Source organism: Sphingobacterium sp. (genome assembly GCF_032065005.1).
GTDB lineage: Bacteria > Bacteroidota > Bacteroidia > Sphingobacteriales > Sphingobacteriaceae > Sphingobacterium.
In genome coordinates this window covers 623212-639236 of sequence record NZ_DAMBMM010000001.1, presented here as the reverse complement: position 1 = coordinate 639236, position 16025 = coordinate 623212, and the positions used below count along the sequence as shown (strand labels likewise).

14 protein-coding genes are annotated in these 16025 nt (G+C 39.0%); 5 read left to right on the top strand and 9 right to left on the bottom strand.

The window, feature by feature from the left end:
* Positions 1–360 precede the first annotated feature (360 nt).
* On the bottom strand, positions 361–1107 hold the full coding sequence (locus RT138_RS02750) for a head GIN domain-containing protein (RefSeq protein WP_313189425.1): 747 nt from the start codon (positions 1105–1107) through the stop codon (positions 361–363).
* A 180-nt stretch (positions 1108–1287) separates the two neighbouring features.
* On the opposite strand from RT138_RS02750, the gene RT138_RS02745 reads away from it, so the two are divergent.
* From RT138_RS02745 to RT138_RS02730, 4 genes are all read left to right on the top strand, one after another.
* Positions 1288–1848, top strand: coding sequence for a Crp/Fnr family transcriptional regulator (locus RT138_RS02745; RefSeq protein ID WP_313189424.1), 561 nt, complete (start codon positions 1288–1290; stop codon positions 1846–1848).
* A 179-nt stretch (positions 1849–2027) separates the two neighbouring features.
* Positions 2028–3419: a TolC family protein gene (locus RT138_RS02740; RefSeq protein WP_313189423.1), complete on the top strand. Its 1392-nt coding sequence runs from the start codon at positions 2028–2030 to the stop codon at positions 3417–3419.
* A 2-nt stretch (positions 3420–3421) separates the two neighbouring features.
* Positions 3422–4387: a biotin/lipoyl-binding protein gene (locus RT138_RS02735; protein WP_313189422.1), complete on the top strand. Its 966-nt coding sequence runs from the start codon at positions 3422–3424 to the stop codon at positions 4385–4387.
* A 5-nt stretch (positions 4388–4392) separates the two neighbouring features.
* Positions 4393–5583: an ABC transporter permease gene (locus RT138_RS02730; RefSeq protein WP_313189421.1), complete on the top strand. Its 1191-nt coding sequence runs from the start codon at positions 4393–4395 to the stop codon at positions 5581–5583.
* 233 nt (positions 5584–5816) lie between these two features.
* Here the strand turns inward: RT138_RS02730 and RT138_RS02725 are convergent, their stop codons facing one another.
* From RT138_RS02725 to RT138_RS02705, 5 genes are all read right to left on the bottom strand, one after another.
* Positions 5817–6446 (bottom strand): hypothetical protein, encoded by a 630-nt coding sequence (locus tag RT138_RS02725; protein ID WP_313189420.1) that lies wholly within the window; start codon positions 6444–6446, stop codon positions 5817–5819.
* Positions 6447–6491: 45 nt separating this feature from the next.
* Positions 6492–7610 (bottom strand): lipid-A-disaccharide synthase, encoded by a 1119-nt coding sequence (gene lpxB, locus RT138_RS02720; RefSeq protein WP_313189419.1) that lies wholly within the window; start codon positions 7608–7610, stop codon positions 6492–6494.
* 129 nt (positions 7611–7739) lie between these two features.
* Positions 7740–8942 (bottom strand): porin, encoded by a 1203-nt coding sequence (locus RT138_RS02715; protein ID WP_313189418.1) that lies wholly within the window; start codon positions 8940–8942, stop codon positions 7740–7742.
* 1 nt (position 8943) lies between these two features.
* Positions 8944–10017, bottom strand: coding sequence for an agmatine deiminase family protein (locus RT138_RS02710; protein ID WP_313189417.1), 1074 nt, complete (start codon positions 10015–10017; stop codon positions 8944–8946).
* A 73-nt stretch (positions 10018–10090) separates the two neighbouring features.
* Complete coding sequence (locus RT138_RS02705; RefSeq protein WP_313189416.1) at positions 10091–10966, bottom strand: carbon-nitrogen hydrolase; 876 nt, start codon at positions 10964–10966, stop codon at positions 10091–10093.
* A 109-nt stretch (positions 10967–11075) separates the two neighbouring features.
* On the opposite strand from RT138_RS02705, the gene dinB reads away from it, so the two are divergent.
* Positions 11076–12143 (top strand): DNA polymerase IV, encoded by a 1068-nt coding sequence (gene dinB / locus RT138_RS02700; RefSeq protein ID WP_313189415.1) that lies wholly within the window; start codon positions 11076–11078, stop codon positions 12141–12143.
* Here dinB and RT138_RS02695 read toward each other — a convergent pair.
* The 3 genes from RT138_RS02695 to RT138_RS02685 form a co-directional block, all read right to left on the bottom strand.
* Positions 12135–13526 (bottom strand): exonuclease domain-containing protein, encoded by a 1392-nt coding sequence (locus RT138_RS02695; RefSeq protein ID WP_313189414.1) that lies wholly within the window; start codon positions 13524–13526, stop codon positions 12135–12137. The two genes, dinB and RT138_RS02695, sit on opposite strands and share 9 nt — an antisense overlap.
* Before the next feature lie 70 nt (positions 13527–13596).
* Complete coding sequence (gene asnA / locus RT138_RS02690) at positions 13597–14601, bottom strand: aspartate--ammonia ligase (protein ID WP_185214427.1); 1005 nt, start codon at positions 14599–14601, stop codon at positions 13597–13599.
* A 143-nt stretch (positions 14602–14744) separates the two neighbouring features.
* Positions 14745–16025 (bottom strand): chorismate-binding protein, encoded by a 1281-nt coding sequence (locus tag RT138_RS02685; RefSeq protein ID WP_313189413.1) that lies wholly within the window; start codon positions 16023–16025, stop codon positions 14745–14747.

Sequence of the window (16025 nt, the reverse complement as noted above, 5' to 3'; positions counted from 1 at the left end):
TGTTGTATTCCGAGATTCTTCCTTCGTCAGAATGACTGAAAGGCGGAAAATGAAGTTAAAGGACCTGTTCGCCAATGCAACTCGTGAGGCAATACTTTTTTTGTTGTTTAAAATAAATATGGGCTTGTTGTATTCCGAGATCCTTCCTGTGTACCAATGGCAAGTTTGATAGAACTTTGTTTATAGCCATTCAGACCTATATTTATTTTCCAGAAGAATATATTTTATCCGCCATACATCCCCAGCGGGGATGAATTATTTTAGCATGGATGGTAAACTATATAGAGCTAAAGCAAAAACGATGTCGATTAATCGAACATCGTTTTTGCTTTAGCTCCTTTAATTCCTTAATAAAATATTTTATAGCTGGCTAACTGAACCACCTGAAGAATGATTGACTGATTTTGATTTAGGATTACCTGAATATTCGACTTTTGCTCCTGATGAAACATTTGCGTTTAATTCATTGGATACATTGATTTTCAATCCGGCACCTGAGCTACCATTAACCGTTAAATCTGTGGTCTTCAGGTTCTGTAAAAATGCTTTACCATTTGAGGACATATTTACAGTGGTCTGTTTGGCCAAACCAGAAAGGGTCAATTCTCCAGAACTGGAAGCATTGATTGCCAATTTTTCGGTCTTTAATTCACCTGACATTTTACCGGCAGAACTGAGGTTTATTTCCGAAGAGGTAGCTTCAACCTTTCCAGTTTTCAATTTTCCCGCAGAGGAGAGGTCTGCATTGAAATTATTGACACTTATTGGATCTAAGATCTCTAATGATCCTGCTGAACTGATTGCAATTGAATTAATGGTAGAATTGCTATATACAGTAACCTTCAATGAATTAGCATTTCTGATATTGCTGCCTCTTTTTACCTGGATCTTTAAATTCCCGCCCCTGACCTCAGTTACAATTTTATCTAATAGATCTTGTCGGGAAACATCGACTACCACTTCATTTTTTGAAGATTTGATAAACTTAGCTTGAATACCTGAAGCAACCGAAATCCCTGAAATATTACCGATTTTTCTAGTTTCATGATGCTGTGCATGCGCCAATGTAATAAAGGCTAACATGATGACTGTTAGTGTAATTTTCATTTTTTATAATTGATTAGTTTGAAGCTGCCATATCAAACAGCATTCTTACCATAAATGTAATTATTTTTTTCAGAAAAATTCTTTTTCAATGGATCGCTCTAACCAAAAAAATAATGCATAAATCATTTGTTTAGGCCAATTAAAAACAATATTTTCAATGTTTATCAGCAGAAATTCCCGATGACCCTATTAAATTATTTTAAGGAACTTTACCATATCAATGATGAGCTCGAGCAATTCTTTGATTCAATTATTGAAGTCAAAGAATATGCTAAAGGGGATGTAATCTTTGAGCCTGATACCTACTTAAAATATATTTATTTTATCGAATCTGGATTTACCAGGATTTACTATTATAAAAACAAAAGAGAAATAACACACTATTTCTTTGGTCCAAATAGCTTTGGAACCGGTATTGAAAGTGTCTTTTATAAAAAGCCATCTCTTTTTGGCTTTCAGGCATTGGCTCCTTCCAAGGTCTGCTTGATTCCGTTTGCAGCAATTGAAGAACTTTCTAATACAGATATTACCGTCAATAAGATTATTCAAAAAGTCCTTTTAGACTCCCTGATAAACTTTTCCAATAGGTTTTACAAAACCCAGTTTGAAACGGCTCATGAGCGTTATAATGCGTTGATTGAAGAAAATCCGGAGTTATTCCAAAATGCGTCTTTAGGACATATCGCTTCATACCTTGGCATTTCCCAACAGACACTCTCGGTAATACGGGGGATCAAATAGTAATTTTTCTATATCCACCTGCAGCTAATTTTATCTTCCATACTCAATAAGATCATTTTAATGGTATTTATTATGGATTGAATTTTAGATAAATGTTCTTTTTTAAGATATCTGAAATTTATTCATCTAAAACACTTGCATCTTTGTCTTGTTAAAAGATTAAGTCAAACTGATTCAAAATGGATTTTAAAATTAATAAAACCTTATCAAGCTTAGCTTTCGTGTTGATTACAACCATGACTGCTTATGGGCAAGAGGGGCTGGAAGCTTTCAGAGCACCTGTTGAAAAGGCAGTTAATTATAATAAATCACTGATCAATGCCAACCTTGAAAATCAAAAGGTAGCATTGGACCGTGAAAACGTAAAAGGAAAGTTGTTGCCGACTGTTTCTGCAAATGCCATGTATGGTTACCTGAACAGCAACATTGATGTGGATCTTCCTGCTAAAACCTTGCCTTTGCTAGGTACCAGCATTTTTGATGGTTCTCAACGCATGAATCTATCTACTCAAATTGGAATGGCTGGCGTAACAGCTACCCAGGTCATATTCAGTGGTCTGCAGATCACTAACGGGCAAAAGGCATTGGAACAGAAATTTAAAGCGCAACAATTGATGACTGAAGCTGGTTATGATGAATTGGCCCAAGAAGTGTTGCACAGTTTTGACCAATTGATGCTCCTGAAAGAAGTTGACCTGTTGATTATCGACTCTGAGAAAAGATTGAATAAGGAGCACGTCAAAGTGGTGAAAGGAATTGAAAATGGCTTTGCAATCCCATATGACCGCGATAAGATTAAGTTGGCGATGTTGGAGTTGGAAAGTAAAAAAGCAGAGGTGCAAAGTAATAGGGAGCTCCTGTACTTTAAGCTACAGGAACTGACAGGGATGGATATTGAGGAGTTGGAAGCTGTCAATTATCAGCTTCAAGAGATCAATCTGGAAATGGAATCGGCTAAACAGATGAACAGAAAGGAGCTTCAAGCACTGGAAGCCTCTCAAAAAGCCTATGAATATGTGTTGAAAAAAGAAAAGGGAGCCAAGCTTCCGCAGGTATTTGCATTTGGGAATGTTTCCTATTTCAATGCTTTTGGTACAAATGCTACCTTGAAAGACCTTCCACATTTGGGTGATTTAAAATTAGAAGCCAATCATTTAAGGATGGCACCCAATTTTGCTTTGGGAGTAGGGGTCAAATGGACCATATTTGAAGGAAAAGCCCACAAAACGGCGATTGATAAGGCAAGATTGGATATTCAGATCAATGAAAACAAACTTGCTGACACCAAGGAGAAGCTTTCCCTATTACAGCGAAAAACTGAAGTAGATTATAATTTGGCCATGAAAAAAATAAGCGTGAGCAACCAGCAAGTTGAAATTGCCAAGAACAATCTACACTTAGCTTCTCGACAGTTTGAAGAAGGCTTGGCGGATGTGACAGAAAGGTTGGAAGCAGAAAATGAATTTTACAAACAATCATTGGGCTTTTACAACCAAGTCTTAAATCAGCGCTTGGCAGCATCGGAGTTATTGAAAGCAAACGGAAACTTATACCAAACCATCACTAGATAATCATGAAAAATATTATATACACAATAGCAGGCATTATTCTTTTACAAAGTTGTTCTGGGGACAATGCTAAAAAGGAAACAAAATTAGAAGGAAAAATTGAACGTGATCAAATCGCGGTGACCACAAAAATCCCGGGAAAGATCCAGAAGATTCTAGTGGAGGTAGGAGAGTCTGTCCACAAAGGGGATACCTTGATCGTACTGGAGTTACCAGAAGTAGATGCGAAATCAATTCAAGCTGAAGGGGCATTAGCTGCCGCACAGGCTCAATACGAAATGGCTGTGAAGGGTGCAACTGATGGACAGTTGAAACAACTGCATGCCAAAGTAGATGGTCTCAAGGAACAATTTGATTTTGCTCAGAAGTCCCTGGACCGCATGAACAATCTCTTAAAGGATTCATTGATTGCTCAACAGAAATATGATGAAGTATATGCAAAATATCAAGGTGCAAAGAATCAATACCTTGCTGCCCAGGCTGAATTAGCAGATGTACAGCATGGTGCCCGTATTGAGCAACAAAGAATGGCCTTAGGCCAGAAAGAGCGTGCCCTAGGTGCTGTGGACGAAGTTAAAGTTGCCGGCAAAGAAAGGTATATCCTAGCACCGCAAGATATGACTGTAGAAAACATCAATCTGCAGGTCGGTGAGCTTGCCTTGGCAGGATACAGCTTGGTTTCGGGATACATCAATGACGCCACCTTTTTTAGGGTAACCATTCCTGAAAGCAAGGTAAAAGACTTTACAAAAGGACAAGAGAAAATCCTTACCGTTCCATATTTGGACAATAAGGAAATCAAGGCTAAAGTAGAAACCATTAAACCCTTGAGTTCTTATGCAAATATCTCCACGGCGTATCCTGATTTTGAAGAACAGGAGACCTTATTTGAAATCCATTTAAAACCAGTGGACAAACAGGAATCTAAGGATCTATTAACTAAAGCGACTTTCTTAGTCAAACAAAACTAATTAGCATGAAGAATTTTTGGAGTTTAATAATAAGAGAATTCAAGCTTTTCTTTCAGAATAAAGTATTGCTTGTCCTTTTCCTTGGTGCTCCTGTGCTATATGGTGTTTTGGTAGGCGGAGTATATAAGAAGGGTAAAGTTACTAATTTACCCATCATTGTAGTGGATGAAGACAGAAGCCCATTGAGTAGACAGTTGATCGATATGTTTGAGGAAAATGAAGTCATTTATGTGGCAAAGGTTCTCAACGATCCTTTTAAGGCTAAAGATGAAGCCATGAAAACGGAATCAACCGTAGTCGTTCAGATCCCTCGTAATTTTTCGTCCGACATTAATTATAATCGAAGTACGGAACTGACCTTGTTTGTCAATGCCTCCAACACCTTGACTTCCAATTACGCCATGATGGCCGTGAATGTTGCTGCATCGACCTTAAAAGCAGGAATCCAGATCAAAGCTCAACAGAAGAAAGGTGTACCTGAATTCGTTGCCAGCAAACAGTTTGAACCTTTTAAGATTACCATGATCAAGCAAAATATCCGCAGTGGTAACTACCTGTATTTTATGTTGCCAGGGGTACTGTTAACGGTATTGCAACAGGTTATGATGCTTGGACTGGCACTGAGCTTTGCCTCAGAGTTCGAAAAAGGCACGTTCAACGAATTGGTCGGCAGATCTAAAAACGTATTTGTTCTGATCTTGGTAAAAATTTTGCCATATATCCTAATGTCCTTCCTGATCTTTGGACTGTACTATGCTTATTCGATTTGGTATAGGATGCCATTAGAACTCGATGGCTGGACTTTCTTTGGATCAACCATGTTATTCCTCTTGGCAGTAAGCTTTATCGGTGTGCTGGTCAGTATCGCTATTCCAAGTCAGTTGAAGGCTACAGAGATCTTGATGGTCATCGCGACCCCAAGTTTTATCTTGAGTGGTTTTACATGGCCATTGAGCCAAATGCCTGATTGGGTGGTAGGCATTGCGAAAATGATTCCATTGACGCACTATTTACAGATTTTCCGTACCTTAATGATCGAAAAAGGTACATCGGCATATTTGCATGGCCCGATTTTAGGATTAGCCATAATTGCAATAGTTACCTTTATAGCTTCAATAATTCTCTTGCAGTTGAAGATCAATAAGGCTAAAAAAGAAAATAAAACAAAAGAAAATACGCAACATGCAATAGGGTAGAGCCCATACAATTTTATTCTTTTAAGAAGAACAACTCATAAAATTGTACAGCTCCTTCTGACCTTATTCGAGACACATTCCGAAATTTCCGAATATGTCTCGAATAAGGTCAAAACATGGTTAGAATGATTCGAACCCAATATCAATAATAAAGGGTAATAAAAAAACGATCAGATGCTTACACCTGATCGTTTTTATGCTCCGAAAATAGCGCGGACTAATATTTTATTCTGTTATAATTCCTTTGCTTTTATTTCCACTGATCCTTCTCTACCAGGAGAACCAGAGTAAATCTGTCCTTGTGGCATTCCTCTTAAGCCAGGATAAGACATAGAGATACGGCTGTAGATCTGTCCAATCTCACTAGTTGGATTAACCCTAAGACCACCTTCTTTAATATCAACAAATAAGTAATTGTTGCCTTTTTTATCCTTGGTTTGTGGATTGACTCCTGTTGGATCATAGGTAATACTAACTTTTCCACCGTTGCCATTCGGGAATGTCTTGGTACCGTTGAAGGCATCCAAACCTCTAGCAATTATGAATAGGGATCCCAATTTTTTAAAATTGATGTCCATATCTATATTGGTTGCATTGTTCTTGCTGTCTTGCCCGGTAATCACCACATTTTTTCCGATTTCAGCATATCCAATTTCGAGTTTTACATCCTTTTTGGCATAGAATTCTATTTTGGATTTATCTTTCATGATCAATGTATCTATTTTCAAGATCATGGAAGAATCTCCTCTGCTGAAAACTTTTTTGTCTTTTTTCCCAAGCTCTAGGCGTGGAATATGTTGAACTTCTTGCGCATATGTAAAGAAGCTACCTAAAATTAACGCTAAACTTAATATGTATTTCATTTCATTATCCTCCTGTATATTAGGACAATATTATTGGAAAAAAGTTTAATTTTCAGCCTTCATATATTCCACTATCAATTTAGCGGTTTTTTCGGAGGCACCGGGAGTTCCCATTTTCTCCATAAGGACATCATAATTTTCTAACACACTTGCCCGATGCTCAGGGTTAGATATCAATAAACCAAGTTCATCGGAAATATTAGACGTGGTACAATCTTTCTGGATCAATTCGATTACGGAAAGATAATCGTTGATCAGATTAACCAAAGAGATAAACCGAACTTTAATGACCTGTCTAGCAATCATGACCGAAATAGGATTTGCTTTATAGACGACCACCTGTGGCACCCTTAGGAGTGCAGTTTCCAAGGTCGCTGTACCACTGGTCACCACTGCTGCCTCAGCATGCTTTAGAAGGTCATAGGTTTGATTAAATATGACTGGGATAGGGTAATCGCCAATATACCTTTGATATAGGCTCAGGTCAATATTGGGGGCTCCGGCAATGACAAGTTGATGCGCAGGAAAACGATTGTACAGATCTACCATTTCAGGAAGGAGATGCTCGATTTCCATTTTTCTGCTTCCCGGCAATAATGCAATAATCGGACTTTTGTCCAAGCCATTTTTTTCTCGGAAATCAGGTTGGAACTTATAGGCTGAAATTGCATCCAATAGGGGATTGCCTACATAGTCTACATCATATCTGAATTCTTTATAGAACTTGACCTCAAATGGAAGGATACAGAACATATGGTCCACCACTTTTTTGATCTTGTAAACGCGTTTCTGATTCCAGGCCCAAATTTTAGGCGAAATATAATAGTTGACCGTAATTCCGAGCTTCTTGGCAAACTCGGCTATTTTCATATTGAAGCCAGGGAAATCAATCAGGATCAGACAGTCAGGTTGGACCTTTTGTATATCCTCCTTCACTTTTTTAAGGTTCCTGGAAATGCTTCGAAGGTTCATCAAAACCTCCACGAAGCCCATAAATGCCATTTCAGAGGTATGGATCAGGACAGGGACTTCGGCAGCCTCTTGCATCTGATCGCCTCCAACAATATGGAATTCAGCTTCGGGGTCTTCTTTTTTTAATGCTTTGATCAGGTTTGCACCATGCAGATCGCCTGATGTTTCACCGGCTATTAAGTAATACTTCATTGCAACAATTAATCTTTAAAGATAAGGATTCTTATAACCATGATGCAATAAAAGGGGAAAATCCATAGGATTAAATGACAAAGGCTGCAAAATTACTTGCAGCCTTTGGATATGAGGTATCGGAAAATATTAGATTCCCAATTCAACTTGGAACATGGCGCCCCAAGAGCTTTTGTCATTACTGTTGTTGAAATGGCCATCTTTGAAGGTATAGTTACCGTTCAATTGGAATTTCAAGCGGTGGGCTTTCATATATTTGGTAAGGCCCAATTCCACCACTTCGGTCTGTCTCTCAAATGCCTTGATCTCACTATCCGGCTGAACCAAGGTGTATCTACCTGCTATTTCATAGCCATGGTTCAATAGATAGGACATTTGCTGGTTTACACCCCATCCCTTATATGCTACAGTTTCCTGTGGCTTTTCTTCATCTGTGATGTTAAATGGATTATCTACGTCACGACGCATATATTCAGCTTGGTATGCAAATCCACTGTATTTAAACATCGCATCCGCAAATGTGGTTTTGAAAGTGAAAGGATTTTGTACAAACCTACCTAACTGGCCACCTTCTCTTTTGGTTCTATCGTTATAACTGTAGCCAGCACCAATAGATACTTTTGGTGTTTCTTCTCGTTCTAAGTCACCTTCTTGGTAATCATTTTCATTGGTAAATTTACCCAAAGGGAGGAATTCAACACGACCGGTATATGCTAAACCAGGATCGGTTGAAGCTGCAGCACGGCCTTCACCGGTTGAGATAGCGGCTTTTGCGTTGAATGGCATATTTCCGATTTTCTTACTCAAGTTCAGGGAAATACCAAAGTCACGGTCAAGGGTAAAGTTGTCATTTACCAAGGAACGATCGGCGAACTGCAATTGACCCGAGGAATTTACACGTTGTCGGTTACCCGGTAATTTATTCTGTCCAAAGGAGATATAGAAGTCATCCGAAAAGTTATAGAACATCACCGCGTCCCTTACGATATTTGCTACCTTGGTATCATCGTAATCCTGGTCACTGCGGGTAAAGGCCAATTGTACCGAATAAGAAATCTTTGGGGTATAGATGTATCCATCCATACGCATACGCAGTCTTCTGATCCTGGCATCAAATTTACCATCGTCGATATCATTCAGTTCCTGTTTGAAACCTAAACGGTTTTGCATTCTAAAACGAAAGTTGATATAGAACAAAGAGTCATTCGATTTATACTGAATACCTTTGAAATTCAATATTGTTGCACGGTCATCTCTTTCTTGAGCCTGTGCCATACATAGGCCTAAAAAGATGAATGCCGAGGTTAATAAGAGCTGTTTTAGGTTTTTCATATTATATTGAAGGTTCTTGTTGACTTAAACAGTGAAAACTTCCCAATCCCCAAATAATATCAACGGAATCGATTCCGATTACTTTTCTATCAGGGAAGACACTTTGAATAATTTCTAAGGCTTTTTGATCATTTTTATCATTAAAAACAGGTACAATAACCACTCTGTTTGCAATGTAAAAGTTTGCGTATGAAGCAGGTAGCCTTTGCTCATCGTATTCTACCGGTCTTGGCATTGGCAATTCAATTACCTTTAGAGAGCGACCATCCAAAAGCTTCATGCCTTTTAAGTTTTCTAGGTTCTCCTGTAATAAAGCATAATTTTCATCCGATTTATCTTCCTCAACGACCGTTAGAACGGTGTCCTCTGAAACAAATCTCGTAATATCGTCGATATGTCCATCCGTATCATCACCAACAATACCGTCACCTAACCATAGGACTTGGTCTTGGCCATAGTAATCCTTTAGGTAAGTTTCAATTTGTTCCTTGTTGAGATGAGGGTTTCTGTTTTCGTTCAAAAGGCAAGCGGTGGTGGTCAGGATAGTTCCTTTACCATTAAATTCTACGGATCCACCTTCCATCACGATTGGCGGAGTAAAGAGTTTAAGATTGAATTCCTTCGCGATTTTTGTGGGTACTACATCATCTAGATCAAATGGTGGATATTTTCCGCCCCAAGCATTGTAACCCCAGTCAACGATAGCTTTCTCGCCGGTTTCGCGATTGATCACAAAGGCAGGGCCATGGTCACGGCACCATGCATCATTGGTCGGGTTGAAATAGAAGCTGATGTTTTCCATTTTAGCACCTGATTTTTCAATATGAGAAAGAGCAAATGCTTTCATTTCTTCATCAGCAACATTGATGCGGACAAGTTGATCTTCGGCAACCAGCTTGATAAACTGGGCATATGGTTCGTAAATGGTTTCGATTTTTCCTGGCCAAGATTCTTCCTTGTGTGGCCAACTTAACCAAAGTGCCTCCTGTTTTTCCCATTCTGCTGGAAAAACAAAGCCTTGAGCTTTGGGGGTATCTTGAAATGAATATAAATCTGAGTTGATATGCGCTGTCATAATAAATTAGCGTAAAAAAACTATGTTTCGTGGTACAAAACATAGTTCTTTTTATATTTTAAATTAGAGCTTATTAATCTTCGTCAATAAACCTTTTGGTAATTGGGCTATAGGTTTCAATACGTCTGTCACGTAGGAAAGGCCAGTGTTTGCGGAAATAATCGGATTGATTTAAATCGATTTCCACCACTTCCACTTCCTCTTTATCATGAGAGGCTAAGTACAATAATTTACCCTGTGCATTGGTAGCAAAACTACCGCCCCAGAATTTCATGGCACCATCTTGTTCAAAACCAACGCGGTTTACCGATACTACCGGAACTCCATTTGCAACTGCGTGAGAGCGTTGGATAGTTTGCCAAGCATTATATTGGTCTTGATTGGTTTCCTCGTCTTGATCAGTCGCCCAACCGATAGCAGTAGGGTAGAACATGATTTCAGCACCCATAAGGGCAGTGATCCTGGATGCTTCCGGATACCATTGATCCCAACAGATCAACACGCCAATCTTACCGAATTTTGTATTGAATACTTTATATCCTAGATCACCTGGGGTGAAATAGAATTTTTCGTAAAATGCCGGATCATCAGGGATATGCATCTTGCGGTATTTACCAAGGTAAGAACCGTCTGCATCTAAGATAGCTGTGGTATTATGATATAATCCTTGTGCTCTTTTTTCGAATAGAGAAGCAATGATTACTACTCCTAAATCTTTAGCCACGGCAGAAAGGGCATCTGTAGAAGGTCCAGGGATTGCTTCTGCTAAATCAAAATTATCGTAATCTTCCACATCGCAGAAATACAAAGAAGTAAATAACTCTTGTAAACATACAATTTGTGCACCTTTGGCAGCAGCTTCACGAACTTTCTCAATAGCTTTGTTTAGGTTCGTTTGTTTGTCTTTTACACAAGACATTTGAACCATACCAACTTTTACTTTACTCATTTTTTAATAATATATTGGACTTAGCGCAAAGATACTATAATTTCATGGCTTAAAGTCAAATTTGGGCTTTTGATATGTAGTATTAATACCATTTTTTTACTTTTGGATAATGCGAAAGATCATTCATATCGACATGGATGCGTTTTATGCTTCTGTGGAACAGCGCGATTTCCCTGAATTTAGAGGAAAGCCCCTTGCTGTCGGCGGTTCGCCAGATGGCAGGGGAGTTGTGGCCACTGCAAGCTATGAAGCCCGGAAATTTGGTGTGAAATCGGCAATGTCTTCCCGTATGGCTTTGCAACTGTGCCCACATTTACTTTTTACCTATCCGAGATTTGATGTCTATAAGGAGGTTTCTAATCATATACGTTCCATATTCAGCCGATATACGGACTTGATCGAGCCTTTGTCCTTAGATGAGGCCTATTTGGATGTAACAGAAGATAAGCAGGGGATAGGTTCAGCAATTGAAATAGCGAAGCAAATTAAAGATGCCATTTCTGAAGAACTGGGTTTAACCGCCTCTGCTGGGGTTTCGGTCAATAAGTTTGTGGCTAAAATCGCCTCCGATTTCCAGAAACCTGATGGCTTGACTTTTATTGGGCCTTCGAAGATCGTTTCATTTCTGGAAAAATTGCCTATCGAGAAGTTCTTTGGAGTCGGAAAAGTAACGGCCAAAAAGATGAACCAAATGGGGATATTCAATGGACATGACCTGAAGAGGTTTTCGGAAATAGAGATGATCCAGCATTTCGGAAAGTCGGGAAAGTTCTTCTATCAAATTGTCCGTGGGGAGGATAACCGCCCTGTTAAACCCAATAGGATCAGTAAGTCCATCGGGGTGGAAGATACTTTTGAAACAGACCTAAGGGAACGGGAGGATATGGTGGAAGAAATAAAGAGGATTTCAAGCAAATTATTCAAGCGCCTCAAAAAAGCAGAGAAGTTTGGTAAGACCATTACCTTAAAGGTGAAGTTTGGAGATTTTACGCAGATTACAAGAAGCCGGACCTTTTTCACGCCCATGGAACAGCTCGTGGATATCGAGAATCAAGCCCTGGACCTTTTGAATAAACTGGATCTGCAAGAAAGTCGGGTCAGGTTACTGGGAGTTACGATTTCGAATTTTCATGATTTAGAAGCTGTGGAAGAGGGATATCAATTGACTCTATTCTAGAGAAGGAACACCTTTTAATTGTAGGACTTTGTTGGGATATAATGTTGCATAGCTTTCTGCTAAGTGGTTCATGTAAAAGTTATTGATCACCAGATCATCTTGGCTGACAATATTTTCAATATCCATGTTTTCATCTTCATTTTCAACGAATCCAATGGCATATACCTTATTGTCCTTATAATATACATAGCTTTTCTCGTTCATGTTCCTTCCTTTGTCCAAAATCACAAAACTGCGTTTCTGGTCGGTCAAGGACTCAATAGCTTGGGTTACTTTGAGATTGTACTCATCCAATGCGGGTAAGGTTTTATTTGAATTAATTTCCTTTGATTCCTTCGGCAAATTTGGATTAGAAAAGAAGGAGCATAAGCGCAAATCTAGTTCGAATTCTTGCACCAATTTGAGTAAAAGTTGCGTTGATTCATGAACGCTATTGAAATAGTAAATGGGTTTTACATTTTTTCGAACCTGGCAGATGGAAAGCCTGATATATCCATTTTGATCTTCATAGTCCAATAGACCGTATTTGGGTTCAAACTTCTTTAGAGCTCGGTTGTAGATCGGCCAGTTCTTCTTGATCAGGTGGCACTCCAATAGAAATGCCATTAATTCAGTTCCAGTTTCCTGGAATTCAATATAGCAGATTTCATTGATAAAGCTTTGTCTCCTTTGTCCTGTATTATTTCCCGTAAAATGGGAAATCACCCTTTTCTTAATATTGTTTGCTTTACCGACATAGATTATCTTGGAACTGGAATTCTTAAAGATATATACTCCGGTACTCATGGGAAGGTTATTGACCTGCTCAGAGGAAATATGGGTCGGGATGCGCTGCTCCTTAGCCTTATGTTTGATGGAGTTTTCAATAATTTGATGGCTATCGGCTTCCTGAAGTTGCTGGAATAAGGTAACCGTAGCTTCGGCATCTCCCTTCGCTCGGTGCCTATCCTGTATGTCAATGCCTAAGGATTGGCAAAGACGCCCAAGACTATATGAATTAAGGTTTGGAAAGATCTTTTTTGATAACCTGACAGTACAGAGCCTGGATGCTTTCCAGTCGTAACCTGAACTTTTCAGGGAAGATTGGATGAAGGAATAATCGAAATGTACGTTATGGGCAACAAAAATCTTGTTCTCCAAGAGACTGAAAACCTTTTCTGCCACATCAGCAAAAACAGGGGAGTCCTTGACCATTTCATCTGTAATGCCCGTAAGAGCTTGGATATGGAATGGAATAGGTTGTTCAGGATTGATTAAGGTGCTGTATTCGTTTATTACTCGATCGCCATCATAAATGAAAATAGCTATTTCAGTAATTTGACTGGCAGAGGCATAACCACCAGTGGTTTCGATATCGACTATAGCAAAGTGTGAAGACTCCATTAAACAAAAATAATACTAATAATTTTATTTACTAAAATTATTAGTATTATTTTCAATTAATCTTTAAAGATTATAGTAATTCAACTCCTTGGTCTAGGAGTTCTTCTTTTTTCTTTGGATCCCAGATACTTACTTGAACCTCTCCAATATGTTTTAGTTTCAACATAAACATGCAGATTCTGGATTGACCGATACCACCGCCAATGGATTCTGGCAATAGATCGTTCAATAACATCTGGTGGAAGGTCAGTTTTTGTCGGTCTAGGCTGTTTCTGATTTCCAATTGGGTCATCAGTGCTTTTTTATCGACACGGATTCCCATGGATGATAGTTCAAAGGCAGAACCTAGGATAGGGTTCCACACCAAGATATCACCGTTTAACCCTCTGTATCCAAGGCTATTGTCTGTGCTCCAATCATCATAATCTGCTGCACGGCCATCATGGGCAAGCCCGTTGGAAAGAGCGCCTCCAATTCCATACAGGAATACGGCCCCATATTCCTTTGAGATAGCGTTTTCTCGCTCTTTAGGAGATAGGTGCGGATAAGCTAACAACAATTCTTCGGAAGAAATGAACTTGATTTCTTTTGGAAGGATAGTTTCTACATGAGGATATTTTTCCGCAACCGCTTGTTCGGTAGAATAGATTACTCCGTAGATTTTTTCTACAGTTTCTTTCAGGAAATCTAGATTACGGTCATCGTAACGGATGCATTTTTCCCAGTCCCATTGATCCACATATATAGAATGGATCGGGGAGTAATCTTCATCGGGGCGTAATGCTCGCATATCAGTTAGGATACCTTCTCCAGGTTCCATTTCCAATTCTTTCAATCTGATTCTTTTCCATTTTGCCAAGGAGTGCACTACAACGGCTCTTTGGTCGGATAATGATTTGATCGGGAAAGACACAGGTCTCTCGATTCCATTTAAATCATCGTTAATTCCTGTCCCATCCAAGACCACTATTGGTGAAGAAACAGGTGTGAGGTTTAATACTTCCTTCAATCGAGATGCAAATGTTTCTTTAACAAACGTGATCGCTTGCTCTCTTTTTAAAATATGACGTCCCATTAAAAATTTTACAATATAAACATAGCTTAGTAAGACATCTGTCCACTAATTTTCATAATCGAAACAAAAATAACAAAATGTTAATGATTTGCAGATTTTATTGAAAAAATAACTACAATATATTGGGTCTCTGATGAATTTATTTAAAGCTTTTGTTCTAAAGCTTTCAAAATCGCACTTGCTTTGGTATAACATTCGGCGAATTCATGTGCTGCATTAGCATCTACAGTGATGGCACTGCCGGTATGGAAGGATAGGTATTGTTGGGTTTTATTGAAGAGAATGGTACGGATGACCACGTTAAAGTCAAAATCACCGTCTGCAGAAAAGTATCCAATAGCTCCTGAATACACTCCGCGACGTGATGTTTCGTATTTATCACATAATTTCATGGCTGAAATCTTTGGTGCACCAGTCATTGAACCTGCCGGAAAGGTGTTTCGGATAACTCCAGTTTCAGTTAGGCTTTCATCCATTTCACAAGATACCGTGGAAATCATTTGGTGGACATGTTCAAAGGTATAGATTCCGAGTTTCTCCGTCACTTCAACTGTTCCCGGAATGGCACTTCTCGTCAGGTCATTTCGAACGAGATCCACAATCATGACGTTCTCTGCAATCTCTTTGGGATTTCTTGCAAGATTGTTCCTCAACTCTTCATCTTCTTTTGCATTCTTTCCTCGAGCTGCAGTTCCTTTGATCGGTTGGGAAACCAAAGTTTTTCCTCTTTTTGCAAGAAAGCGTTCGGGAGAAGCGCTGATGATGTACTTGTCCCTGACCTTGATGAAAGATGAGAAAGGAGTAGGGGAAAGGCTATTCAAACGCAGGTACAGGGCTTCTGGATTATCAAGCTCTACTTGCTCGTCAAAAAACTCCTGACAGAGGTTGGCTTCATATATATCACCCTGATAAATATGCCTTTGGATATTGTTGAATGCATCAAAATATCCTTCTTGATCCATTCTAGGATGTATCTTGCCCTTAAATTGATAATGCAGGTCCAAGCTTGGGAACATACTGATCTCTTCAAATGTTTGTTGAGGATCCTCCGCAGTGATACTGATGGTATCCTTGTTGAATTCAATTAAAATCTGAGGAATAAAGAAGTATGCATCGGGAAAACCAAGTGGATTAGGGTGGTTGGTTTGAAGATCTTCGACTTCGTTTTTGAGATCATAACTAAGAAATCCCGGTATCAAGGTGTCTGGATACCGGGATTTAAAGTTTTCTAGATCAGTAAAGACTGATCCTACATTGGCTGAGAATTCCTCCTTAGCACCGATGGCTAATAGATTCCCAATCTTTGAATATTGATTTTGGAAACCATTTGATTGAAAAAGACATACCGTATCAAATCCTTTAGACCAATTAAGTGCCTGAAGTAAGAATGTAGAAGAGTCCGTTTCAAAAATGGCTTTTGCCAT